This window comes from Bacilliculturomica massiliensis (genome assembly GCF_900605495.1).
GTDB lineage: Bacteria > Bacillota > Clostridia > Peptostreptococcales > Anaerovoracaceae > Bacilliculturomica > Bacilliculturomica massiliensis.
Map to the genome: position 1 here is coordinate 1,293,948 of NZ_LR027603.1, position 24,918 is coordinate 1,318,865.

Below are 24,918 nucleotides of genomic sequence, written 5' to 3' on the forward strand. Positions count from 1 at the left end.
TTGTAAAGTAGTAACTCAAAAAAAACACGGCGCCGCCGTGTTTTCTGTCCGCGCAGCTTTTACAGCTGCTGATCGTCTCTCGTATAGCTGATCAGATCTTCCGCGATCTCATTGGCCGCGATGGATACGGGCTTCGCCACGTCTTCTTCCGTCAGCTTGGGTTTTCCTTCGATAATATCCCTTGCTCTCTTGGCCGCCAGGATCACCAGCGTATAGCGGCTGTCCGCCTTGGTCTTCAGCAGATTTATAGATGGGTAAAGCATTCTTACATCTCCTCCTTATACTTCTCGATCAGAGCGTAAACGTCTTCGGACACGCGGGAGTGCTCGGCCTTCATGATCGCGGCCACGCGGCTCACCGCCTCGTCCACTTCGCCGTTTACGACACAGTAATCATATTTATCTATGTAGGAAACTTCCTTCAGCGTTTCTCCCAGACGCATATTGATGGCGTCCTCGGTCTCCGATCCCCTTCCGGTGATCCTTTTGCGCAGTTCCGCCATAGATGGAGGCAGGATAAAGATAAAAATACCCTTGGGATAAGACTCCCGTATCTTCAGGGCTCCCTGAATGTCGATCTCCAGGACTACATCCCTGCCCGACTCCAGTTTATCCAGCACCATCTGTCTGGGTGTTCCGTAATAATTGCCGTAAACAAAAGCATGCTCCAGCAGGCCGCCTTCATCCCGCGTGCGCAGGAATTCTTCCTGAGATACGAAGTAATAGTTTTTGCCGTGCACCTCGCCTGGCCTGGGAGATCTGGTTGTCATTGAAATAGATAGATCCACATCGATCTGATTCAGCAGTTCCCTGCAGATCGTACCTTTACCCGCTCCTGACGGACCGGAAACCACAAACAGCAGCCCTTTGTTCATTTATTTTCCTTTCTGAAACGCATGTACTTTTTTCTTCCGTATGAATATATAGAATACCTCATTTTCCCGCGAATTTCAAGGGGGATCCTTCGATTTTATTCGATATTTTGCACCTGTTCCCGTATTTTTTCGATCTCACTCTTCATATCCAGCACCAGATTGGTGATCTCGATATCATTGGCCTTCGATCCTATGGTATTGGCCTCCCGGTTCATCTCCTGCACCAGGAAATCCAGTTTCTTTCCATCGGGCTGGTTGCTCTTTGTGATAATGCTCTCAAGCTGAGAAATATGGCTGTCCAGACGGACCAGTTCCTCCGTCACGCTGCATTTGTCCGCGAAAATAGCCGCCTCCACTAAAATGCGGTCCTCCGGCACTGCCACCGTGTCTCCGATCAGCTCCCTGATCCGGTTCCGCAGCTTCTCGGTATAGGACACGGTGACCTGCGGCGAACGCTTCTCCACTTTATCTACCATATCGTGGATGAGACGGCCGCGCATGATAATGTCCTCCGCCAACTTTTTGCCCTCTGTCACGCGCATCTCGTTAAGCTTTTCCGCCGCTGCGGCCACAGGAGCGGCCAGGCTCTGATAGATCGCCTCTTCGTCCTCCAGATCCGGAACGGCCTTCATGACGTCCGGCAGGGACGCCAGATACTGAAGGGATATCTCCTCCGGCAGCCCGAAGGTATTTGCCAGTTCCTTCATGTTGTCATAGTACTGCCGCGCCACCATAGTGTTGAGTCTGACGGTGGTGTCGTCCTCCGTTATATTCTCCACATTGATGGAAACGTCGATCTTTCCCCGTCTGGCCACGCCTTTCACCAGCGCCTTCAGCTTCTCCTCCGCAAAGGAATACCGCCTGGGCATCTTTACGGTTATATCGCTGTACCTGTGGTTCACCGCACGTATCTCCACGACTACGTTTCTCTTGCCGTCGCTCATCTCGCTTCTTCCGAAGCCTGTCATACTCTTGATCATCTTTCCTCCCCGTCCGGCCGCCGCCGGCACTCTCTCGCCATTCACTCTGATCAACACGCAATATATTTTTTGCTTTTTCACTTTTATTCGTGTTAATATAGACATTGTACCATAAACACTAAGCTCTGTCTTCACCTTCGGTTCGCCAGTCGCTAAGTGTTCTGGGCACCTGTCATACCGCCGCTCTGGCTTCGCCTTTGGCTTGCCAATCGCGGGGTATGGACATTGTACCATAAACACTAAGCTCTGTCTTCGCCTTAGGCTTGCCAGTCGCTAAGTGTTCTGGGCACCTGTCATACCGCCGCTCTGTCTTCGCCTTCGGCTCGCCAATCGCGGGGTATGGACATTGTACCATAAACACTAAGCTCTGTCTTCAACGTTCGGTTTTATATCGCCGGCGATCGGAGATGATAAAATAAAGAAATCTTAAAGGAGTATGACCATGAGTTTCGACGGCCTTGTAACAGGAGCCGTGGCCCGGCAGCTGAACAGTCTGCTGGCCGGCGGAAAAATAGAAAAAATATACCAGCCGGAGCCGGATGAGATCACCCTTCAGATCCACGCCGGCAAGGAACGGCATAAGCTGTACATCTCTACAAACAGCAGCCACGCCCGTATCCACCTGACTCAGTCGGAGGCACGGAATCCTTCCAGTCCCCCAGCCTTCTGCATGCTGCTGCGCAAGCACATTCAGGGCGGACGCATCCATTCCGTTACCCAGAAAGAGTCGGAACGCATCGTGGAGATCCGTGTAGACACAGTTAACGAAATGGGGTTTTCGGTAAATAAATGTCTGACTGCGGAAATCATGGGCAAGCACAGCAATCTGATCCTGATCGATCTGTCCTCCAACAAGATCATCGACAGCATCAAACGGATCTCGATCGACGTAAACCGCTACCGTCAGATCCTTCCGGGACAGACCTATGTCTATCCGCCCTCCCAGGGCAAGACCTGTTTTTACGATCTGGATCTGCCCCGTCTCGCTGAAATAACGGAGGGACGCTGCGCCGCTCAGGCGAAGGCCCTGATGGGCGGACTTCAGGGCGTCAGTCCTGTGATCGCAGGAGAAATGGTATATCTGGCCTCCCTTTTGACCCACAGACCGCAGGAGGAGCTGACTGCGGAGGATCTGCTGCCCGTACTGCAGAATCACGCGAATGCCATACTGGAAAATCGCCTGCAGCCCTCTGTCTACATGGATCCGGAAAAAGGTCCTGTAGACTTTCACATCTTTCCCCTTTCGGAGCTGGAGGACTGCTGTGAGCGGAAGCTCTTTGACGACGTGAGTCAGGCGGCGGACTTTTTCTATACCCACAAAGCCTCATCCAACCGCATTCGCCAGAAATCCTCGGATCTGATCCGGGCGGTGAACGCCCAGCTGGATAAGCAGCTTTTGAAAAAACAGCGTCTGTCAGAGGATCTGCTGGCGGCGGAAAACTCCGACATCTACCGGCTGTACGGCGAACTGCTCACCGCCAATCTGCACGCGGTGGACCCCGGGGCGAAAAGCGTGGACGTCCACAACTACTACGACGATTCCCAGCTGACGATCCCGCTGGACGAGCGGTTCTCCCCTGCAAAAAACGCGCAGCGCTACTTCAAGAAATACGGCAAGGCCAAGACCGCCATAAAGGAAAAGAAGATACAGCTGCTGGATACCGAGGCCGATATCCAGTACCTGGAGTCGGTGCTGGCCTTCGCGGGCAGCGCGGAAAGCTACGGGGAGATCGAAGCGCTCCGGGAAGAGCTGTGCGACCTGGGCTACCTGCGGCGGCGAAAAATTGCGGGAAAACCTGTGAAGCATAAGGCAGATCCCTGGCAGTACGCCACTTCCGACGGTTTTCGCGTGCTCGCCGGACGCAACAACAGGGAAAACGATTATCTCACGTTTAAGACGGCGGGAAAACAGGATCTCTGGTTTCACACCAAGGATATCCCCGGCTCCCATATTATCCTCTTCACGGAGGGCAGGGAACCCGGCGAGACCGCCATCTTTGAAGCGGCGGCCATCGCCGCCTGGCACAGCAAGGGCCGGGATTCCGAAAACGTCCCTGTGGACTATACCCGGGCGCGCTTTGTAAAAAAGCCCGCGGGGGCCAAACCGGGCATGGTCATCTTCACCGATAACCGCACGGTCTATGTGGACCCGAAGCTGCCCTCCGGTTCAGATCGCTGACCGTTCAATTTTTAGGCGATCGGAAAATTTCGTTTAAATAGATCAAATTCTGCAAAAATATGAGCGGAAAGAAGGACAAAATGTCCTTCTTTTTTTTACCTTATTACATAATTCGTGTTATTTATTACATTTAATTATTTTTATGTTGAAAATTATACAAATATTTGCTACGCTTACATTGTGAATACAGGATAAAAAAGTTATCCATTCCAATACGCATGATTATATGGTAAAAGAAAGGAAAAATGCTATGAAGAAACGAGCCAATGAGATTGATCGCAAGAATCATTTTAATCACTCCTGCGTGCTGTGTGACGGCAGATCTCCTTCCGTCACCTTCTATGGAAAGGCAGTCTGTGAAGAATGTCTCCACTTTGTCAAAGAAAACTTTCAGGATTTGTAAAGGAACTTTCCCTTTCCTTCGTCCGCAGAAAAACGCATCATGAAGTAATTGGAGGACATGTTCCGGACTGAATTAACTGGTGGACACCTCCTCTAAGTCCGCTTCCTGTATTCCGCCGAGTATAAAAAAGTTTCCTTTGGAAACATGATTCGCCCTACGGGCTTACTTTCCTAAGGAGACTTTTTTGAAACATACGGAAATATCAGCAAACGATATTTCCCATGTTATAAAAAAGAGCTCTGCATTTGATCCTGCAGCGCTCTTTTTTATCTTCTGATGGTCGTGGGACGATCTCCGCCGTCTCATTTTCTGCCGTCTTTCTGCTCTTTCTTTCTGTATTTCTGCCTGCGCTCGCCGGCGATGCGCTTCTTTGTCTTCGGCTTCATGACGGAGTAGCCGAATCGGCCCAGCGGCCGTTTCTGAAGACCGAAATACTCGCCGTGGCTGTAAGCTACCAGGCCCGCCCTTTCCAGCTCCAGCCTGCCGTTTTCGTCCATGAGAGAGGTGTCTACGTGAACGGAGATGATCTCCGCCAGAAACATGTCGTGGGTGGGAAAGGCTTTCATCTCCAGGACTCTGCACTCCAGATTGACAGGAGATTCTGCGATCATAGGACACTTTACCAGATCCGCCTTCTCCTTCGTCAGAGAAAGTTCGGCAAACTTATCTACATTTCTCCCCGAGCGCACGCCGCAGAAATCCGCGGCTCTGGTCAGAGCTTCCGTGGTCAGGTTGATCACAAATTCCCCCTCCCTCTCGATCACATCGTGGGAAAAGCGGGATCTTTGAACGGATACATAGGTGATGGGCGGCTCTGAGTTGACGATACCGGTCCAGGCGATGGTTATAATATTTTCTTCTCCCGGTTTCGACCCGCAGGAGACCATCACCGCCGGTACGGGATTCAGCATGGTGCCGGGCTTAAACGTAGTTTTACTCATATTTTGCCTCCAGTTTGTTCAGTATTGATTGAAACTCCTGTGGTAAAGGACTTTTAAATTCCATGTATTCTCCGGTGCGGGGATGGATGAAGCCCAAAAGCCAGGCGTGCAGTACCTGTCCCTCGGCGCCGAAGGCCGTCTTCCTGGGACCGTAGAGGGGGTCGCCCAGCAGCGGATGGTGAATATGGGCCATGTGAACGCGAATCTGGTGCGTCCTGCCTGTCTCCAGACGCGCCTCGATATGCGTGTAAGCTCCGCCGAAACGCTTCAGGACCCTGTAATGTGTCACAGCCCGTTTTCCGCCCTGCTCTGTCACCGCCCTGCGCAGACGGTTTTTCGGATCGCGGCCGATGGGCGCGTTCACTGTTCCCCGCTCCTCCTTTATATTGTACAGGGTCACGGCCTGATAGGCCCGGGTAATGCTGTGAGCTTCCAGCTGCTTTGCCAGCCCGCTGTGTGTGAAGTCGTTTTTGGCCGCCATGAGAAGGCCGCTGGTATCCTTATCGATGCGGTGCACGATCCCCGGCCGGATCACCCCGTTGATGGAAGACAGATTTCCGCAGTGATACAGCAAGGCGTTGACCAGCGTACCGTCCGGATTGCCCGGAGCCGGATGGACCACCATTCCTTTGGCTTTGTCCACCACCACCAGATCATCGTCCTCATATACGATGTTCAGGGGCAGATCCTGGGGTTCTGCGGGAAGTTCTCTGGCTTCCGGCAGAAAAAGTTCGATCACGTCTCCCCGGCGCGCCTTATACTTTTTGGAACTCTCGTCCTTTCCGTTCACCCTCACATTGCCTGAGGCGATCAGTTTCTGGATATAACTCCGCGAGGTTTCCTCCATGAAAGCCGAAAGAAGAGCATCCAAACGCTGCCCTTCTCTTTCACTTTCCTCTATCTGAAATGTATAAGTCTCTCCCCGGTCCATATCAGTCACCTTTTCTCTCCCGTTCCTCAGACCTGCGCTCCACATGTCTCTCCCAGAAAAGAACGTAAAAGATCAACAGAGCGCAGCCGCAGCAGACGGCGATATCGGCCACGTTGAAGATCGGCCACACGCGAAAGTCGAAAAAATCGACCACATATCCTTTTGTCAGCCGGTCGATGAGATTTCCCACTCCGCCGGCGATGATGAAGGCGAAGGACAGACCGGCCATCCGGTGCAGAGTCTTCCCTTTCAGGATCAGATAACCCAGCAGAGCCGCTATGGCCGCTCCGCTGATGATCAGCAGAAGCGTCTGACGGTTCTGCAGGATGCTGAAGGCCGCGCCGAAATTCTGGATATAGGTGATGTGAAAAATACCGTCGACCACGGGTATGCTCTCATTCAGCGCGACTCCGGACTGTATGAGATATTTTGTGAACTGATCGGCTGCAATCAGCACTGCGATGATTAGATAATACAATTAGTATTCCTCTCCGGTTCTCAAATTTGTGATCGTCTTGAACATGTCGTCCGGCGCGTCGCGGAAACTCTGCGCGGAAGGGATCTCCGCCGTACCTGCGGCGGGAGTCTCCTCGCGGATCACGGTGTCGGAACCGCCGGCGCCCAGCTCTCCCAGTCTGTCCCGTTCCATCTCGGAGAACAGTTCCGCCGTCAGCGTATCGAACTTCTCAAGCTCAGACTCCAGCAGACTCCTGTATCTGGTGCGGAAAGAACTGACTCGATTGTGCAGGGACAGCGCTTCTTCCTTCAGGCGTTCCACAGAATCCCTGGCCTCCCGCTGGATCAGTTCCGCGTCGAGAGAGGCGTTTTTCAGGAGAATGGACGCCCTCTTCTCCGCGCTGGCGGAAATATCGCTCATCAGCGCTTTGGCCGCTTCCAGCGTGTCGATGACAGCGCCCTCGGAGCCTTTGTAGCGCTCCACTTCCGAACTCAGGCTTTTCACCTGCATTTTCAGCTTCTGGTTCTCGTCGATGAGTTTTTCCAGATCCAGAGTGACCAGATCGAGAAATCCGTCCACATCCTCTTCCTTGTAGCCCCGGACCCCTTTGGCAAAGACCTTGTTCTGAATATCCAATGGAGTAATCATGCAAAACCTCCTAATATATAATGATAAGCAGCACTCTCACAATGAGAGTGTTCAGAATTTCCAGCGCAAGTATGGCGATAACCGGCGCGAAATCCAGTCCGATCCGGTAAGCCAGCCCCTGGGTCAGACGGCGCCAGGGAGCGATGAACGGCTCCACCAGCTCGCCCATCCTGGTGTAGAGACCATACAGCCTGCTGTTTGGCGGACAAAACCACGAGAGCAGACAGTACAGCACGATCAGACTCGACATCACCTGAAAAAATAAGTTAACGGCAGTTATCAGTATTCCCATTGATTCACCAATTATTTCCATGGGCTTTTGATATTGTCGCCAAAGCCCACGCCTTTCTGATCCACAGTGGATGATACATCCACATTCTCGGGAGCAAACACGAAAATATTGTTCGCGATCTTCTGTACGTTTCCGTTGAGCGCATAGGTCGCTCCGCTGAGAAAGTCAAAGATTTTCCGCGCCGTGTCGGATTCCAGCTTTTCCAGATTAATGATGACCGGCTTCTTCGCCTTCAGGTTGTCCACCAGCTTCGGGCTCTCGTCGAACCCCTTAGGCTCGATCACTACCATTTTAAACTGACTCGTAATTCTGCCTGTCGGCAACATATTATTCTGCATCGGCACCACCCTGTTATCCTTACTGCTGTCTTTCAGCTCCGCCCGCGGCGGCTGACTGTAGGAGTTCGGTCTCACGTCCACCGATCTCCGTTCGGCTGCCCCCGTCACAGGTTCATCGTCATCGTAATAATCGTCATCGTCGTCGATCTCTTCGATCCCCACAAGTACTTTCAGCTTGTTGAAAAATCCGTCACCCATTCTTTTCTTCCTCGTTTCTTCGTAAATTATCCGCCAATTGCTTCGCAATTATTGTTTTTTGCTGTAATCCCGCTCGCCAAATATGGAGGTGCCCACCCTGATCAGATTGGAGCCCTCTTCGATCGCCACGCCGAAATCGTGGGACATCCCCATGGACAGATATTTAAAATCCAGCCTTTCGTGGGAGATCTGCGCAAACTTATCGTAGAGCTCTTTCACCTGGCGGAAATAGATCCGCACGTCCTCCGGATTTTCCGCATAGGGCGCGATATGCATGAGACCCCGTATGCGTACGTTGGGACAGGTCTCCAGCACATCCCGGATCAGCTGATCCGTCTCCTCCGTGGAAATGCCGAACTTGCTCTCCTCCTGAGCCGCATTGATCTGGATCAGGATATCCATGGTCAGGCCGTGACCGGATGCACGCTTGTTGATCTCCTGGGCCAGATGGAGAGAATCCACCGAATGGATCATTGCTACTTTGTCGATGATGTATTTGACTTTGTTGGTCTGCAGATGTCCGATGAGATGCCAGCGCACCGGTTTGACGCTGTCAAACTTGTCCACTACTTCCTGGACTTTGTTCTCTCCGATGTCGGTAATGCCCGCCTCGATGGCTTCATTGATCTCTTCCGGCGTTCTGGTCTTTGTCACGGCCACCAGCAAAACGTCTTCGCCCCGTCTGCCGCAGCTCTCTGCGATCCGTTCCTTTTCCGCGTTGATCGCCGCGATGTTATCACGAATCTTTCCCATCTTCCTGACCTCCTTTAAAACTCTTCCCGTTTTTCAGTATCTCATCATAGATGCCTATGGTATCTTCTTTTTTCGTCTTCCCATCCTCCAGCTTGCGGTAGAAATAGGTATCGCTTACCAGAGAATTCTCGCCGTCGGTGGTGATGACGTTCACCGGAAGGAATTTGTATTCTCCGCTGATGGTCTTGACGTAGACTCCCAGGACGCCGTCCACCGTTATCATGCTCTCGTTGGGGATCAGAAGCCCCTTGTAATCCTCGGTGATCACAGTGGCTTCCACCGACCGGACCTTGGGCATGTCTTCATAATATTTGTTGAATTTCAGGATGATCAGCCATTTATCACCGTTGTTCACAATATCGCTGATGGTGCCCTGCACCGAACCCATGGGCAGCTCCAGCGTCACAGAGCTGTCTTTTTTATACTTGGCAATGCCGGACTGGTCCACCCAGTAGACTGCATACCAGACGGAATTGTCCACCAGCTTGTACAGCGGTTCACCGGCCAGCGCCGACTGCCGCATGGTGTTTTCCGGATTTTTATCCCTCTGCTTTACGTCCTCCTCAGTCAGCTTGCTCATGATCTCCGGCGTAAAATACCCTTCGTATCCGTCTATATAATAGCTGACCACGCCGTTTTCCGCACAGGGATAAGCCTTGATGGCCCCGCCGCTGGCCGGATTCACGTCCAGTACCTTGGTGCCCTTGCGTGTCATGGTGCCTTCCGGTATGTAGTAATTAACTGCGCCGCCCTTTTCCGCGCTGACTACGGTCTCGCTGCGGACAAACCAGCAGATGACCTGATCCCACACCTTCAGTTCGTCGTAGGACACGATCATCGTCGGGGTCAGCGCTCCCGTCACTTTGGGATAGGCGTAGATCACAAGATAGAGCAGGACAAGAGCCGCAAAATAGAAAAAGGTCCACGTCTTTAAGTGTTTTCTCTTTTTTTTCTTCTCCTCCCCCATGCTTCCCCCTGAAAGATTTCTTTTCTTGTGCAATTTACCCAAATATTATACACGATATAACAGTTTTATTCAAGGGCTTGCCCCTTTCCGCGTCAGACAAATTTCTTCCTTATTCGTCTTCCCCGCTCAGAACGCGGGCCAATACTTTTTTTTCTTCTTTATCCAGTGTTTCAGCGCTGTCCAGATAGGTCTGCCACAGGTCCGGTCTCCGTTCCTTTGTCAGACGCATGGACTGCTCCAGCTGCCACAGATGGATCATCCTGTGATGTCCTGACAGCAGGATCTCCGGCACTTCCATGCCCCGAAACTCCCGGGGCTTTGTATACTGAGGGTATTCCAGCAGGCCGGAATACACCGACTCCTCGAGATGTGCCAGACTGTTTCCCAGTACCTCGGGGATCAGCCGGGCCACGGCGTCGATGAGCACCATGGCCGGAAGTTCGCCTCCCGTCAGCACATAGTCTCCGATGGAGACCTCCTCCATATTCCAGTGATCCAGCGCCCGCTGGTCCACTCCCTCGTAATGGCCGCACAGGATCACCAGCGAATCCTCCCGGGACAATTCTTCTATCATCTGCTGATCCAGCATTTTGCCTCTGGGCGACATATACAGCACACGCTTTCCCTCCGCGCCGACAGCCTCCAGGCTGCGAAAGATCGGTTCCGCGTACATTACCATGCCCGCGCCGCCTCCGAAAGGATAATCGTCTGTCTTATTGTGTTTGTCCAGCGTGTAGTCCCTGATGTTGGTCAGGCGGATATCCAGTATACCGTTTTCCGCAGCCCGGCCCAGAATGCTCTCCTCCGTCACCGGACGGAACATATTGGGAAACAGCGTCAGTACATCGATCCTCATCGTCGTTCCTCCCGTTCTCCACGTCTTTGCAGGCGGCGTCCATCAGATCTCGGTCAGACCTTCGATCAGCTTTACTGTCATGCGCTTTTCCGCCGTATTCACATCCAGAATAAATTCCTTCACCGCCGGAAGCAGAAACCGTTTCCCCGACTCCTGCTGGATCTCGTAGAGATCCTGGCTGCTGTTCTGGACCACGTTCACCAGACGGCCCACGGCCTCTCCGTCCTCCGAAAATACCGCCGTGCCGATCAGGTCGCCGATCAGATAGCTGTCGTCCTCCATCTCCCACATCTCTTCTCTGTCGAGAAACAGATCCTTGCCTTTCATGGCTTCCGCGTCATTTCGCGTATCCACGCCTGCAAGGCGCAGCACCACCATATTTTTCATAAAGCGAACGCCGGTCACAGTCCGCCGCTCCATTTCCACGTAAAGTTCTTCTATCTCTGAAAAGCGCCGCGGATCGCTTACATAGGGGTATACTCTCAGCTCTCCCTTGATGCCCACGGCGTTTGTTATCTGCCCGATTTTGATTCGTTCCATCTTTTCTCCCATATCCGGCGGCTCTCGCGCCGCCGCAGCTTGACGGTCCTTTCTGCAGCCGGTCCGACGCGTCTCCGGCGGACGATCCCTTCATAATAGCAGTAAGGCACATATACTTTCATATATGTGCCGCTTGTGTCGGTTGGCGTCACGGCCGCGCAGCGGTTACTGCACGATTTCCACGACTACCTTCTTATTCGCTTTTGTTGCTGCGGCCTTTACAACAGTACGAAGCGCTTTTGCGATTCTTCCCTGTTTGCCGATCACCTTACCCATATCATCAGGGGCAACCCTAAGCTCGATGACAATCGCCTGATTCTTTTCCACTTCTGTGACATGGACTTCATCCGGCTTGTCGACAAGTGATTTTGCAATCGCTTCTACCAGTTCTACCATTTCTTTCACCGCTTTCTTACTCCAAGATGCCGGATTTCTTCAGAAGATCCTTCACCGTGTCGGTGGGCTGTGCGCCGGTTCCGAGCCATTTCTTTGCTTTCTCATCGTCGATCTTGATCTCTGCGGGGTCTACCAGCGGGTTATAGTAACCGATCTCTTCGATGAACTTGCCGTCTCTGGGAGCACGGGAATCAGCAACAACAACTCTGTAAAAAGGTTTTTTGTGTGCACCCATTCTCTTCAATCTGATTTTAACTGCCATACGTTACACCTCCTTTATCCTGTTTTCTGTATACCAATCCGCCTTCCGGCAGGAATTATGGCCGTGTGTTTTTTAAAATCCGCGGAACATGCGTTTTCTTTTGTGCTTTGGGCCGCCGGTAAACTGCTTCATCATCTTTTTGGCTTCTTCATAGCGTTTGATGAGATTGTTCACTTTATTCACCGTCACCCCGGCTCCGGCGGCAATGCGCCTGCGCCTGCTGGCGTTGAGAACGGAAGGATCTTTTCTTTCCTGTCTGGTCATGGACTGGATGATGGCCTCCATGGACTTGAATTCCTTCTCGCCCTGATCCAGTTCCGTGTCGCTGACCTTGCCCCCCATACCGGGCAGCATATCCAGGATCTTTCCCAATCCTCCCATGTTTCTGATCTGACCGAACTGCTCCAGAAAATCTTCCAGAGTGAATTCGTTCTTCTTCATCTTCTTTTCCAGCTCGGCGGCTTTCTGTTCGTCGAAATTCTCCTGCGCCTTCTCGATGAGGGTCATCATGTCCCCCATGCCCAGGATCCTCGACGCCATCCGCTCCGGGTGGAACGGTTCCAGCGCGTCCAGCTTTTCGCCCATACCGATGAATTTAATGGGCTTGCCTGTGACTGATTTTACGGAAAGCGCCGCTCCTCCTCTGGAGTCGCCGTCCAGCTTCGTCATAACGATGCCGTCGATCCCCAGCGTGTCGTTGAAACTCTGCGCCGCGTTGACAGCGTCCTGACCGGTCATGGCGTCCACCACCAGCAGGATCTCGTGGGGCTTGATCCGCTGCTTGATCCGGACCAGCTCTTCCATGAGTTCTTCATCTATGTGCAGACGGCCGGCCGTGTCTACGATGAGCACGTCGTGGCCTTTGTACTCCGCCTCTTTCATGGCCGCTTCCGCGATGACGTCCGCCTGCCTGCAGTCGCGCATGGTAAAGACGGGCACGTCCACGGATCTTCCCACGATCTCCAGCTGGTCGATCGCCGCCGGCCGGTAAATATCGCAGGCCGCCATCATGGGCTTTTTCCCGTTCTTTTTCAGATACGCCGCCAGCTTTCCGCAGGTGGTGGTTTTGCCGGTGCCCTGCAGACCTACCATCAGCAGGACGGTAAAGCCTTTCGGCGAATAAGTCAGACGGCTGTTGGTGCCGCCCATGAGGGCGACCAGCTCGTCGTTTACGATCTTGATGACCTGCTGCGCCGGTGTCAGGCTCTCCAGCACGTCCTGTCCCAGAGACTTCTCCTTCACGTCCGCCACAAATTCCTTGACGACCTTGAAGTTGACGTCCGCTTCCAAAAGGGCCAGCTTGACTTCGCGCATGGCCTCGTTGATGTCGGCCTCCGTGAGTACGCCCTTGCCCTTCAGCTTTTTAAAGACACCCTGTAACTTTTCCGAAAGTCCTTCAAATGCCATATGATCCTTCTCCCATATCTTCGTATCTGACCGTCCCTGCGTTCCCGCGGCCGCGCCGCTAATCCCCCAGCCGGTCGATGGTCCTTCTGACCTCCGCCAGACGTTCTGTCAGCGCCGGATCTTCTCTATATTCTTCGATCAGCCCGTCGATGATGCCGTCGATCTTTTTCAGCGCCGCCGCCGTCTCAGTAAATTTCTTCACCAGTCCCAGCTTTTCCTCCAGATCGAAAAGCGTTTTTTCCGCTTTCTTCACACCGTCGTGGACGCCCTGCCGGCTGATCTCAAACTCCTCCGCAATTTCGGACAGAGAGTAATTTTCCTCGTGATACAGTTGAAAAAAGGCTTTCTGTTTCTGCGGAAGCAGCTGACCGTAAAAATCGTACAGCATGCTGATCTCCGCGATCTTGTCTACCATTTTCCCTCTCCTTCTTTCACACAGGTATTAGATTAACACACTCAGATAGGGCTGTCAAGTTTTTTTGCTTAACAGCCGTGTTGTTTTCCGGACCGCAGTACATCATAATCTTTTCAGAAAAAAAACGTATAAAAAGGTTGACTCTCACCCATCGTGATAGTTTAGAGTAGAACTCGAAGACAAGGTCCTCCGGCAGTCGCCGGCCGGCACAGCCTGCTGCAGAAGATGAAAGTTCACAGATGCACAGCGTTGCAGACGATCGGAGGAAATTGGGAAGGATGGTGAATGAATATGATGACTGTAAAACAAGTCTCTTTACTGACAGGCGTCAGTGTGCGGACTCTTCAGTTTTATGATGAGATCGGCTTATTTAAGCCAACGCAGATCACCGGCGCCGGCTATCGGATGTATGATGAGAACGCGCTGGAAGAACTGCAGCAGATCCTGTTCTTCAAGGAACTGGATTTTACGCTGAAAGAGATCCGGGCGATCATGGATGATCCGGAATTTGATAAAACAGCTGCCTTTGAAAAACAGCGCGAGCTGATCCGTATGAAACGAGATCGCCTGGACTCGCTGCTGAGGCTGCTGGAAAAACTGATAAAAGGAGAAAAATGTATGGATTTTAAAGAATTTGATATGAGCGACTATTTCCGCATTCTGGCTGAATTCAAGATGGAGCACACATCCGCGGTAACAGAGCGGTTCGGAAGCCTGGAACGCTATGATGAAATGATAGCAGAATTGAAGTCCCATGAGGACGAGATCGCTGAAATGGCAGTCAGACACTATGGCGATCCTGCGCATTTCACGAAGGCCATGGAAGACAGCTTACTGGATTTCCTGATCAAGGGTCCGGCTATCTCCCCGGAAAAAGCAGGCGAACTCACGGAACAGACAGATGCGATCACCAAAAAACTGACCGCTGATCTGAGCAGAGACGCCGCGTCTCCCCAGGTCCAGGCCCTCGTGCGGGAGTTGATCTCCGCAGGCGGCCAGTGGGATGAAGGGAGCCAAAGCGGTAAAGGCTACTGGTCGTCCATGGCCGGTCTTTATGAGACAAACGCCGCCATGATCCAGGCTGTGGACAGGAAGTACGGAGACGGAGCGGCTCAGTTTCTCAGTCTTGCTCTGAAGACCTTTCTGATGGATCTAAATTAACGTGAAAGAGCAGACCGGGCCCGCAGGGCAACATGCCAGGCCCGGTCTGCTCTTTTTAATATTAAGAGTGGACCGCCGGCAAAATAAGCTGTGATCGCGGCCAGCGCTACGCGTCCCCGCCGCAGCGGAAGCCGCCCCCGGCGCCGGAATCGTACGCCGACGGGCAGGCAGCCCGCAGTTCACAGTAATCGCACGGTATCATCTCCCGCTGCTCCTTCTCCGCAATGCCGAACAGACCGGTGACCGACTTGGCCGGAATCATCAGCATGCTCTCCGTCAGCGTCAGTCCGATCTCTTCAGGCCGAAGAAGTTCGAAAGCGGTCTGCTGATTGTGGATATCGAATCCATGCTGGCCCGGCTCCCACGCTGAAGTAAAACAGAGCCCTTCTTTATTCAGAAGCTCCCGCGCGTAGTCTGACGTGAACGCAGCCGCTCTGGAAGCAAAGGCGCTGCCCCACGCTTCCAGGAAAAACTGCTCCATCAGATCGCCGCTGGCTTCCAGCAGCTCTCTGAATCCGTTCAGCGTGGCGGCGAACCACACCGCCTCGAAACAGTCCCGCATGAGCTCGGTAATAAACGTGCTCCTGACCTCTTCTGTCCTGCCGCCGTCACCCTCCAGAAGGATGCTCTCCTCCCTTATCTCTCTGATTTTTACGGAACGGACCACTCCCGCAGGCTTCACCGCCTTCATACACGCTTCCCTGGTCTTTTCTACCAGCCCTGCATAGGCTTTCGGCAGTTTATCCATGTTCACCTGAGCGTGCCTGGCAAACGCCCGGTCCACATCCGTTAATTCCTCCATGGATATCTCAATGATCTTTCTCTGTATGATCGCCATCTTTCCCTCCTTTTCACCCTTGACCCACATCATCGGATCGCCCGGCGGTCCCGCCCAGACTTTCGCGGACGCCGCCGCCGTCTCTTACCGTTTTCCCGCGTGTCAGCACGTATCAGCATGTGTCAGTAGCAGCACCTCAATTCTGCTTCGCGTCGGTCCCCCCGTCAAAAAAGATGACTGAGACGGTAAATTCAGGGCTCATGAATCCACTGTCCGACAACTCCACGCCGATGTCGTCAAATACATTGCCGATGGTCCTGAATAAAAAGCGATTTTCTCTGACCGGAATTTTGTCCGGTATGCCGGGTCTGAGCCACCGGGGATGGAGATAATTCCATTCTCTGCGCAGAAAATCACAGATCGCGTTCTCCGCTCCCCGCAGCGTGGCGGATTTCAGCGTCCAGAATATCTTCTCCGACGTGATGGCGCCCACATAATCAATTTCATCGCCGGCGGTAATGATGCCGAGAACGATCTCTCCGCAGCGCGTCAGCGGCCGCAGCATTTCAGTCAGTTCACCGCTCTCCGGAGACTTGCCGGCCACCAGCAGACCGCAGTCCTTTTCTGCAATGGAGCATCTGCGGATCACAGCCCGCGGCCTGACGCATCTTTCTGCCAGGGCCAGGGCCATCATCAGCTCGCCGTACTCCTTTGTTCCTTCCAGAATGCCGCTCTCCGCCGAAAGTTTTGCCGGATCATAGCCGATCTCTATTTTGCTGAATATTTTTCGGTCCATCCGCTTCACCCCTCTGTCATCCTTCTGCTTCTTCCTGTTCCTCCTTCGTCCGGTCTGCGGCGATGATCAGCAGCACCGCGATCATCAGCGCGCTTCCCGTCAGCCCAAGCACCGTTATCCCTTCTCTCAGAATAAAAAGACTGCAGAGCATCGCCGTCACCGGCTCAAAGATGCTCAGCATGGCCGCGTAGGACGGTCCGATCATGCGGATCGCCAGAGTCATGAAACCGATGCCCACGATGGACAGCAGCGCGATGACGAACACATACCCGTATGCCTGCCACGGCAGAGAATACAGCTTGAATTGACCGGACGCCGTCCCCTGCACGCCGAACACCGCCACGATCACCACCGACAGATATACCATCAGATTACAGGCGTCCAGCTCACGCATGCTGCTGCGGTCTACGCTGACCATATAGACCGCGAAGGCTGCGCCGGACAGAAACGCGATGACGGCGCCGAAGGGGTCCAGTTTCGCTGAATCGGGCACATCCATAAGAAACAGGATGCTGGCACAGGTCAGCAGCAGCGCGGCCGCCTTCCTTCCCGTGAGTTTTTCTCTGAAAAATACGATCATATAAAATACGACGATCACCGGATACACACAGTGGATCATGGTAGCCTGTCCCGTGGGCAGAAACCGGTAGGACTCCGTCAGAAGAAAGATGGCCACTCCGTAGCCTCCCGCCCCGAATAAAAGCAAAGCCAAGAGCTGACGCCTTGAGGGAGCGCGGAGTTTTCTGACCGCCGCCAGATATCCTCCCATGATGACCAGTACGAAAATGAAACGATACACCAGCAGCGTATTGCTGTTCATCTCATGGATCATTGCCAGACGTGTAAAAAGAGACTGAAGCCCATAGGCCGAAGCTCCGGTCACAGCCAGCGCGATCCCCTTTGTTTTCTCATTCATGTTCTCATTCCTCCGGCCCTGACTGGGCGGTGGGAGGGCGGCCGCTCACAGATGCGCAGAAGCAGGTACGGCTTCACAGACCGTAGATCTTAATGCGGTAGTAGAGCTTCTGCCGGGACATTCCAAGTTCCCGCGCCGTCCTGGCCACGTTCCCGCCGTTTCGCTTCAGCGCGCCGACAATCTTGTCTTTTTCCTCTTCCCTGATCTGCTCCAGCAGACCCGGTCCTCCGCTCTCCTCCTGGTTTATGATCCGGTCAGACTCCACGTCCCCGCTCTCCTCACCGGTGTGGAAGAAATATTCCGGAAGGTGGCGCTGTGCGACGCAGTCTTCATCGCGCCCCACCATATTCATCGCCGCCTCAAGCACATGGCTCAGCTGTCTCACATTACCCGGCCAGTCCGACTCTACGAAAAGCCTGACCACGTCCGCGTCCAGAGCTCTGACGTTCTTCCCCATCTTTTCGTTGTAGCGGGCGATGTAGTACTCCGCCAGTACCGGTATGTCGTCCCTGCGCATTCTCAGAGACGGGATCACAATGTAATGGACGGCCAGACGATAAAACAGATCCTGACGAATGCGGTTTTCTCTCACCGCGTACACCGGATTTTCATTACAGGACGATATGATGCGGATATCGATGCGAATGGTGTGATTCGAACCGATACGGGTCACCATGCGCTCTTCCAGTACGCGCAGCAGCTTGGACTGGAGGAGAATGGACATGGAATTGATCTCATCGAGAAAAACGGTTCCCCCGTCGGCCTCCTCGAAGAGCCCGGCCTTATCCATGGCTCCCGTAAAAGACCCCTTAGTCGTTCCGAACAGAAGGCTTTCCAGCAGCGTTTCAGGGATCGCGGCACAGTTGATGGCCAGGAACGGCTTCTCTCTGCGGGAACTGAAATTGTGGATGCTCTGAGCAAACATCTCCTTTCCTGTTCCCGTCTCGCCGATGATCAGAATATTAGAATCATTCTGCGCCGCCATTTTCGCCGTCTGAATACACTTTTCCATATCCGGATTCACATAAATGATATCCGCGAATGTATATCTGGCGTTTTTCTTCTCATAGTTTGGATCCGCCGCCAGCCTGCGCGCTTTGCCTCCGCTTCCATAATCCTCCTTCAGCAGGTGGAGCACCGCGTTGTAGTCGCGTACGATGGCGAAGGATCCGAATATTTTGCCGTGATAGAAAAGCGGCACCACGGAGGTGACGCAGTCCACCAGCGTCCCCTTTCTCGTATAATATACCTGGCGCACATTTTCGATGGGTTCTCTGGTCTTCAGCACGCGAAGCAGCAGGCTGGAGTTTTCATCCAGTGAATAGACATCCTTCGTATGCCGTCCGATCACAGCCTTCGGCTCGTAGTGATCGATCTTGCCCTGAGCGTCGTTATAGATGATGAGATTTCCGTTCTGATCCACCGCGTGAATGCCGTCCTGACAGTACTGCACCACGTTCTCCAGGATTTTTTTGCGCATGGTCTCCATGCCCAGCACCTCAAAGATCCACGCTTTCAGCACCGGCCCCCCTTCCGCATCGAGCTTCTGATATTTTACGTTGATCTGATGATTGTGGACGTCGTAAAAAAACTCCGTGTCCTCGGTGACGCCGTACTGCGCAAATACTTCCCGCAGCTGCTCCGCCACATTCCCCTGGGGATCCAGGTCAAAGATCTCCAGGACCCGGGAGTTCGCTTCCATGAGCCGGTCCTTTTCATCCAGCAGGATCAGGCCCTTGTGCCGAAGATCAATAAAATCGACCAGCTGTCTTATCAGTCTGTATACCATCTCGTTGTCGCTCATTCGCTGCTCCTTCCCAAATACCATGTTCATTTCTACGTTTGCCCTCCCCCGGCACGCTGCGCGCTTCCTCAGGGGAGGGTATATTCCTATGATAGGCAACGATCGCTGCGGACACAAGACTTGACAGCCGCAAATTTTTCCTACTCGGCGGCTTTGAGAGGAGCCTGATCCGCCTCAGAGCCTTCCACCGCCTTGATCTGATCGGGCTTCCTGTCGTAGACAGAGAGATCGCCCCCGCTGTACAGGTCGTATATATCCAGATGCTTCATGGCTTTGAAATGCGCCGCCATCTGGAAACAGCACACGATGCCGATGGGAAGTCCGCAGACGATGCAGGAGGTCTGCAGCGCCGAGGTCGCGTCCTCTCCTCCTGTGATCAGGAGTATGTAGGCGGCAAGGGCCATCATCACGCCCCAGAATATGCTGACGATCCGCGGAGGCTTTGCCTCGCCCGTCTCATCTTCAAATTCTTTCAGGGACATGGCCGCGATGGACATCGTCATGGACTCCGCCAGAGTCACGAATGACAGAATGACGATGACCAGCGCGATGATCTTCATGATCGCACTGAACGGCAGCTGTTCAAAGAAGGAGTACAGCGCCATGGCCGAGCCCACGTCGACGATATCCTGATAGATCGTGGATCTTCCCAGCATTTCCAGAATGATGCTGCCGTTTCCGAAGATTCCGAACCATGCAAAGATGAAAATGGACGGCGCGATCAGGTTGACCATGACAAACTCTCTGATGGTCCGTCCGTAAGCCAGCTTTACGAAGAACAGGCCGCACAGCGGGGCGAAGACAAAGAACCACGTATTGAAAAACACATTGTTCAGACCGATCCACCCCGTCTTCTCGATGGGATCGAGGAACAGAGACAGATTGACGAAATTCTGAGCGTACCTCCCTATGTTGGTGACCGTGAACTCCAGAACGTTAAAGGGATCGATGGCCAGGAAGGAAAAGATCAGAACGAAGAAATAAAGCGCGGTATTCAGGTTGCTGACGTAGGTTATTCCTTTGTGCAGGCCGGTTATGCTGGAGATCGTATAAAATGCCGTCATGATCGCCACGATGATCAGCCAGTTGACCGCGTTGCTGGGGAAGCCCACGATGATATCCAGCCCCTGGGCGATCTGCAGCGTTGCAAAGCCCAGAGACGTGGCGATTCCGCCGATGATGACGAAGATCGAAAGAGAGTCCACCAGATTGCCGATCCAGCCATAGGTCTTTTCTCCCAGCAGCGGATACAGCGACGACGCGATGCGATACTTTTTCTTGCTGTTGTAGATCAGAAATACCAGACACACGCCCACGGCGGTATAGATCGCATAAGGATGAAGCGCCCAGTGCAGAAGCGTATAATCCATGGATGACAGGATCGCTTCCGGCGACATGGCTTCATAATGGAGAAACGGCGCGGGATTGTGCGCCAGCCACACTGGCTCGTACACGCCGTAATAATTGATCCCCACCGCAATGCCTGAAGTCAGGGTAATGGCGAACCACACGGCCGTTTTCATCTTCGGCTTGGCGTCAGGTCCTCCCAGACGGATCTTTCCGTACTTGCTGAACGCCGCCCATAGACAGAAGATAACGGTGAAAAAGGCAAGCGGTGTGATAAACCAGCTGAAGTATTTCGTTACGAAATTCAGCGCGGCGTTGGCACCGGCTGCAAATTTCTGTGGGAGTATCGCGCCGATCGCTACGAAGATCACCAGCACGATCCCCGAGGGGAAAAGCACCCACTTATTGACGATATCGAAGAAACCTTTATTTGTATTGGATAATGTCGGCTGCTGTTTGTTCATTTCTTTCCTCACTTTCCTACAATGATACGGGTTCTGCCTGTTAGAAATGAAAACCAGAATGGATCAATCAGGAAGGCTACCGCCTTCCTGATTGAAAGTGAAGATGTCATTGTATACCGATAGTACCGTGGTCACCTTCGGCGTCTGCGGCGTCTCAGTATTTTGCGATCAGGTCCTTCAAAATATTGTCGCATTCCCGGACCACATCGTCGGCCAGCTTCTTGGGTTCGTGGGTCTCCAGGATCTTTTTGACCTTGGCGCTGGCCAGATCCTTCAGTTCCGGCTTGCCGCTGGCTTCCCAATTCGTGTAAACGCTGCGGCTGAACAGTTTGGGCAGCCACCACTCCGTCTTGAACTTTTCAAACGTCTGACGCTCGGCCAGGAAATTGCCTCCCGGTCCCACGCTCTTGATCACGTCCACGGCCAGAGATTCTTCCGTCACCTCGATGCCGCGGATGATCCGCTTGGTCTGACCGATCAGCTCGTCGGCCACCACCAGGGCCTCCAGCGACGTCAGCAGGCCGGATTCCATGTATCCCACGTCATGGATCAGATTTCCGCCGTAGAGCGCCGACATCAAAACGCTGGTAGCCATGTCGATCCCGTGCTGCTGATCCAGACACTTGGAATCGGAACAGCCTGCGGTAGTGAATACCGGCAGATTATAGTACTGCGACATTTTGCTCAGACCGCCCTGCAGCAGGTTGAACTCAGGAGAACCGTATGTGATCTGCATGGTCGCCATATCCACGCAGGTACAGACGCCGCCCATGATGTAAGGCGCGCCCTCTCTGATCAGCTGGTTTACCACCAGTCCCGACAGGGATTCGGCCAGCTCCACGACCATGGTGCCCGCCAGGGTGACCGGGGCCGTCATGCCGGCCTGCGCCGCCGAGGTGTAGACTGCAGGCAGACCGTGCTCCGCCATGGTCATCATGACGTCAAGGCCTTCGTTCTCGTGGACCAGCGGAGTGATCGGTTCAGAGTACAGGGAGAAGAACGGCAGTTTCTGCAGTTCCTCCAGACTTCCTCTCACCTTTACGCCCATGGCTATCATGGCTTCTACGTTTTCGCGGTTGTACGCCCAGTGGAGGATGGGCTTCGGCGAATTCTCCATCATGGCTTTGAAGCAGTAAACGTCAAGTACCTGAGTCTCCACGCCGTCGATCGTGCCGAAATCCATCAGATAATCGATATTGGGCAGCGCGTCCATCACTTTTACCGCCCGGCAGGTGTCGTCATAGGAAGGAATTTTTCTCTCGCCGGTGTAGGGATCCATGGTATTGATGACGGTGGGGCCCGGGCCGTAATAGAAGCGCTTTCCTCCCAGGATCATCTTGCTCTCCATATCCTGAGAATACAGCGTCACCTGGGACGGCGCCGACTTCAGCGCTTTTTCCACCATAGCCGCGGGGAAACGGACCCGTCTGCCGTCAACAAAGGCTCCGCCCTTTTTCAAAATCTCCAGGGCCTTGTCGTTGTAGACATCCACGCCCACTTCTTTCAGGACCTCAAGAATGGCCTGATGAATCATCGCACACTGTGCGTCATTAAACACTTCGATTCCCAACTGCTGTCTGCTGGTGTAATTACTCAAATTATCCATCGTACTCTCCTTTTCATTCTACTTCACTCTGCGACTGACGCCAATGAACCGCATAAACCTTTACTCCGAATTTATCGCAATTTTCATGCCATTCTGACGAACCTTAGGATTCTGAATATCGATGAAGGCGCGGATTCCTCAAAACTGGGCGTTCCTGTCTTACACGCCAGGTCTTCACCGGTCTTTCACCAGAAGATCGCTGCAAGCCGCGCCGCAGCAGGACGGTGTAAAAAATGTCTGATATTTTTATTTTTCCTACACTTTTTGTCTTTTTGTACAGTGCTCCCATCGAGACGCGCCCGCCGATCATCTGGAAAAACGGCGGCATTTCATCCTATTAAATGAAGGGAAAATACTTTTGTCTCACAGCTGCGTTCTGGCATGGGAATTGCTTTATCTTAGTGGCAAGCATAAACCTTAGATCCAACGCGGTATTGTCAGTATGGAAATCGGGAGGAAAAATATATGAATTATGATCACGCTTATTTTGAAAAAGACAGAGAACATTTCGCTGAAAAGCTGAACGTGGGAAAGGAGATCCTGTACATCACCCGTGAAGAATGTGAGAACATCGGCATTACCCGGGACGACGCCCTGAATATCACAAAAAATACGCTGATATCCCACGGCAAAAAAGAGTACGAGATGCCCGCGAAGATAGGGATCCATCCCTGGACAGAAGTGTTCTTCCACGCGATGCCTGCCTACGTGCCGGAGCAGCGGGCCCTCGGGTGTAAGTGGATCGAATGTTTTCCCAACAATCCGAAAAAGTACGATCTTCCTCAGACTACAGGACTGCTTATTCTGAACGACGTTCTCAGCGGTGTTCCTGTGGCCGTTATGGATTGTACCTGGCTGACAGCTATGCGGACTCCTGCGGTCACCGTTCTCGCCGCCGCCGCTCTCCATCCAGACGCGGAGAACTTCGGCATGTTCGGCTGCGGCGTCCAGGGTATGGAGCACGTTCGCTTCGTACCGAAGACCTTAAAGCATCTGAAAAAGATCTACGTATATGACGTAGTGGAAGCGGCCGCCGACAATCTCATCAAAACCGTTCAGCCGGAGATCGATGTAGAGATCATAAAAGCCGCGTCGCCTCAGGAGATCGCTGAAAAATGCGAGGTCATGAGTTCCGCTACCATCATTCTGAAGGAGCCGCTGTGCGCGGTTAAGGATGAGTGGATCTCCGCGGGTCAGACCATCGTCCCCTGTGATATGAACACCTTCTTCGACCTTAAGACACAGTATCGGGCGGACAAATACATCGTGGACAGCGTGGATGAGCATGAACTCTTTGCACAGATGGGCTACTTCCCCGCCGACAAAGGACTTCCTGAAGTATATTGCCAGACCGGAGAGATCCTGGCGGGTCTCAAGGAAGGCCGCACTTCAAAGGACGAACTGATCGTCTGCAGCAATATCGGCATGTCCGTCTGCGACGTCACCATGGCAAAAGCGATCTTTGACGCCGCCATCGAGAAAGGCGTCGGACAGAAACTGAAGTTATAGCCGTAAACGTTACATAGTATTCCGGGAATTTGACGTTTAAAAAAGAGAGGGAAAAATTATGAGTAATTACGCAATTCTTAGCGAGCATGTAGTCAACGGTAATGAGGCCGGCGTCGTCAGCGAAGTAAACGCTGCGCTGGCAAATAACGCGTCTCCTCTGGAAATCATCAATTCCGGCCTTCTGGCCGGTATGGATGTGGTCAGCGAACAATTTGCAAACGGCGATATGTTCGTACCCGAAGTTTTGATGTCGGCGAAGGCGATGTACGCCGGCATGGACATCGTAAAACCACTGCTGGGCGAAGGCGACATAGCGTCCCAGGGCACCGTGGTCATCGGCACAGTCAAAGGCGACCTGCACGACATCGGCAAAAACCTGGTGGTCATGATGATGGAGAGCTCCGGCTTTAAAGTCATCAACCTGGGGACCGATACAAAGAAGGAGGATTTCGTGAAGGCTGCCAAGGAGCATAACGCCGATATCGTCGCCATGTCCGCCATGCTGACGACTACCATGGCTTACATGGACGAGATCATCAAGGCCTGTCAGGAAGCCGGAATCAGCGCGAAATACATGATCGGCGGCGCTCCTGTCACCCCGGCCTATGCGGAGAAGATCGGAGCGGTCTATACTGCCGATGCGGCCGCCGCCGCCGACAGAGCGAAGATCCTGGCCGGTTAGCGCTCTTCAAAAACTCAA

General features: G+C 53.2%; 27 protein-coding genes. 4 read left to right on the plus strand and 23 right to left on the minus strand.

Annotated features, from left to right (window positions below):
- Nucleotides 1-59: 59 nt before the first annotated feature.
- From rpoZ to E0E37_RS15175, 3 genes are all read right to left on the minus strand, one after another.
- Nucleotides 60-263 (minus strand): DNA-directed RNA polymerase subunit omega, encoded by a 204-nt coding sequence (rpoZ, locus tag E0E37_RS15165; RefSeq protein ID WP_130863829.1) that lies wholly within the window; start codon nucleotides 261-263, stop codon nucleotides 60-62.
- Between the two features lie 2 nt (nucleotides 264-265).
- On the minus strand, nucleotides 266-874 hold the full coding sequence (gene gmk / locus E0E37_RS15170) for a guanylate kinase (protein ID WP_130863830.1): 609 nt from the start codon (nucleotides 872-874) through the stop codon (nucleotides 266-268).
- Between the two features lie 95 nt (nucleotides 875-969).
- A complete protein-coding gene (locus E0E37_RS15175; protein ID WP_130863831.1) occupies nucleotides 970-1,854 on the minus strand; it encodes a YicC/YloC family endoribonuclease in 885 nt (294 codons plus the stop codon).
- 442 nt (nucleotides 1,855-2,296) lie between these two features.
- On the opposite strand from E0E37_RS15175, the gene E0E37_RS15180 reads away from it, so the two are divergent.
- The gene (locus E0E37_RS15180) at nucleotides 2,297-4,033 is read left to right on the plus strand and encodes an Rqc2 family fibronectin-binding protein (RefSeq protein WP_165445386.1); all 1,737 of its coding nucleotides are present in this window, start codon (nucleotides 2,297-2,299) and stop codon (nucleotides 4,031-4,033) included.
- Nucleotides 4,034-4,738: 705 nt separating this feature from the next.
- On the opposite strand, the gene E0E37_RS15185 is transcribed toward E0E37_RS15180, so the two are convergent.
- From E0E37_RS15185 to ylxM, 14 genes are all read right to left on the minus strand, one after another.
- Nucleotides 4,739-5,377 (minus strand): flavin reductase family protein, encoded by a 639-nt coding sequence (locus tag E0E37_RS15185; protein ID WP_130863833.1) that lies wholly within the window; start codon nucleotides 5,375-5,377, stop codon nucleotides 4,739-4,741.
- Nucleotides 5,370-6,308: an RluA family pseudouridine synthase gene (locus tag E0E37_RS15190; RefSeq protein ID WP_130864502.1), complete on the minus strand. Its 939-nt coding sequence runs from the start codon at nucleotides 6,306-6,308 to the stop codon at nucleotides 5,370-5,372. The genes E0E37_RS15185 and E0E37_RS15190 overlap by 8 nt, the downstream gene beginning before the upstream one ends.
- A 1-nt stretch (nucleotide 6,309) precedes the next feature.
- Nucleotides 6,310-6,786 carry a signal peptidase II gene (gene lspA / locus E0E37_RS15195; protein WP_130863834.1) on the minus strand — a complete coding sequence of 159 codons (477 nt, stop codon included), beginning with the start codon at nucleotides 6,784-6,786 and terminating at the stop codon, nucleotides 6,310-6,312.
- Entirely contained in the window at nucleotides 6,787-7,413 is a 627-nt protein-coding gene (locus tag E0E37_RS15200; RefSeq protein ID WP_130863835.1) for a DivIVA domain-containing protein, read from the minus strand.
- Between the two features lie 10 nt (nucleotides 7,414-7,423).
- Nucleotides 7,424-7,705: a YggT family protein gene (locus tag E0E37_RS15205; protein ID WP_165445387.1), complete on the minus strand. Its 282-nt coding sequence runs from the start codon at nucleotides 7,703-7,705 to the stop codon at nucleotides 7,424-7,426.
- Between the two features lie 11 nt (nucleotides 7,706-7,716).
- Entirely contained in the window at nucleotides 7,717-8,241 is a 525-nt protein-coding gene (locus tag E0E37_RS18940; RefSeq protein WP_246019751.1) for a cell division protein SepF, read from the minus strand.
- A gap of 48 nt (nucleotides 8,242-8,289) precedes the next feature.
- Nucleotides 8,290-8,994, minus strand: coding sequence for a YggS family pyridoxal phosphate-dependent enzyme (locus E0E37_RS15215; protein ID WP_130863837.1), 705 nt, complete (start codon nucleotides 8,992-8,994; stop codon nucleotides 8,290-8,292).
- A complete protein-coding gene (locus E0E37_RS15220; protein ID WP_130863838.1) occupies nucleotides 8,978-9,961 on the minus strand; it encodes an HlyD family efflux transporter periplasmic adaptor subunit in 984 nt (327 codons plus the stop codon). The genes E0E37_RS15215 and E0E37_RS15220 overlap by 17 nt, the downstream gene beginning before the upstream one ends.
- A 109-nt stretch (nucleotides 9,962-10,070) precedes the next feature.
- Nucleotides 10,071-10,817, minus strand: coding sequence for a tRNA (guanosine(37)-N1)-methyltransferase TrmD (gene trmD / locus E0E37_RS15225; protein ID WP_130863839.1), 747 nt, complete (start codon nucleotides 10,815-10,817; stop codon nucleotides 10,071-10,073).
- 42 nt (nucleotides 10,818-10,859) lie between these two features.
- A complete protein-coding gene (gene rimM / locus E0E37_RS15230; RefSeq protein WP_165445388.1) occupies nucleotides 10,860-11,357 on the minus strand; it encodes a ribosome maturation factor RimM in 498 nt (165 codons plus the stop codon).
- A 165-nt stretch (nucleotides 11,358-11,522) separates the two neighbouring features.
- Complete coding sequence (locus E0E37_RS15235) at nucleotides 11,523-11,753, minus strand: KH domain-containing protein (RefSeq protein WP_130864504.1); 231 nt, start codon at nucleotides 11,751-11,753, stop codon at nucleotides 11,523-11,525.
- 16 nt (nucleotides 11,754-11,769) lie between these two features.
- Nucleotides 11,770-12,015, minus strand: a complete 246-nt coding sequence (rpsP, locus tag E0E37_RS15240; RefSeq protein ID WP_130863841.1) for a 30S ribosomal protein S16 — start codon at nucleotides 12,013-12,015, stop codon at nucleotides 11,770-11,772.
- A gap of 72 nt (nucleotides 12,016-12,087) precedes the next feature.
- Entirely contained in the window at nucleotides 12,088-13,422 is a 1,335-nt protein-coding gene (gene ffh / locus E0E37_RS15245; protein ID WP_130863842.1) for a signal recognition particle protein, read from the minus strand.
- A 58-nt stretch (nucleotides 13,423-13,480) separates the two neighbouring features.
- Nucleotides 13,481-13,837 carry a YlxM family DNA-binding protein gene (ylxM, locus tag E0E37_RS15250; protein ID WP_130863843.1) on the minus strand — a complete coding sequence of 119 codons (357 nt, stop codon included), beginning with the start codon at nucleotides 13,835-13,837 and terminating at the stop codon, nucleotides 13,481-13,483.
- Between the two features lie 285 nt (nucleotides 13,838-14,122).
- On the opposite strand from ylxM, the gene E0E37_RS15255 reads away from it, so the two are divergent.
- The gene (locus E0E37_RS15255) at nucleotides 14,123-14,998 is read left to right on the plus strand and encodes a MerR family transcriptional regulator (protein WP_246019752.1); all 876 of its coding nucleotides are present in this window, start codon (nucleotides 14,123-14,125) and stop codon (nucleotides 14,996-14,998) included.
- Nucleotides 14,999-15,104: 106 nt separating this feature from the next.
- Here E0E37_RS15255 and E0E37_RS15260 read toward each other — a convergent pair whose 3' ends face one another.
- The 6 genes from E0E37_RS15260 to E0E37_RS15285 form a co-directional block, all read right to left on the minus strand.
- Entirely contained in the window at nucleotides 15,105-15,836 is a 732-nt protein-coding gene (locus tag E0E37_RS15260) for a vitamin B12 dependent-methionine synthase activation domain-containing protein (RefSeq protein WP_165445389.1), read from the minus strand.
- 136 nt (nucleotides 15,837-15,972) lie between these two features.
- On the minus strand, nucleotides 15,973-16,572 hold the full coding sequence (locus tag E0E37_RS15265; RefSeq protein ID WP_130863845.1) for a hypothetical protein: 600 nt from the start codon (nucleotides 16,570-16,572) through the stop codon (nucleotides 15,973-15,975).
- Between the two features lie 16 nt (nucleotides 16,573-16,588).
- Nucleotides 16,589-17,488, minus strand: coding sequence for a DMT family transporter (locus E0E37_RS15270; RefSeq protein ID WP_130863846.1), 900 nt, complete (start codon nucleotides 17,486-17,488; stop codon nucleotides 16,589-16,591).
- A 73-nt stretch (nucleotides 17,489-17,561) separates the two neighbouring features.
- On the minus strand, nucleotides 17,562-19,322 hold the full coding sequence (locus tag E0E37_RS15275) for a sigma-54 interaction domain-containing protein (protein ID WP_130863847.1): 1,761 nt from the start codon (nucleotides 19,320-19,322) through the stop codon (nucleotides 17,562-17,564).
- 110 nt (nucleotides 19,323-19,432) lie between these two features.
- Nucleotides 19,433-21,103, minus strand: a complete 1,671-nt coding sequence (locus E0E37_RS15280; RefSeq protein WP_130863848.1) for a BCCT family transporter — start codon at nucleotides 21,101-21,103, stop codon at nucleotides 19,433-19,435.
- A 154-nt stretch (nucleotides 21,104-21,257) separates the two neighbouring features.
- Nucleotides 21,258-22,709 carry a trimethylamine methyltransferase family protein gene (locus E0E37_RS15285; protein WP_130863849.1) on the minus strand — a complete coding sequence of 484 codons (1,452 nt, stop codon included), beginning with the start codon at nucleotides 22,707-22,709 and terminating at the stop codon, nucleotides 21,258-21,260.
- Between the two features lie 465 nt (nucleotides 22,710-23,174).
- Between E0E37_RS15285 and E0E37_RS15290 the strand changes: the two genes are divergently transcribed.
- Entirely contained in the window at nucleotides 23,175-24,218 is a 1,044-nt protein-coding gene (locus E0E37_RS15290) for an ornithine cyclodeaminase family protein (protein ID WP_130863850.1), read from the plus strand.
- Nucleotides 24,219-24,276: 58 nt separating this feature from the next.
- A complete protein-coding gene (locus tag E0E37_RS15295) occupies nucleotides 24,277-24,900 on the plus strand; it encodes a corrinoid protein (RefSeq protein ID WP_130863851.1) in 624 nt (207 codons plus the stop codon).
- The last annotated feature ends 18 nt before the right edge of the window (nucleotides 24,901-24,918 follow it).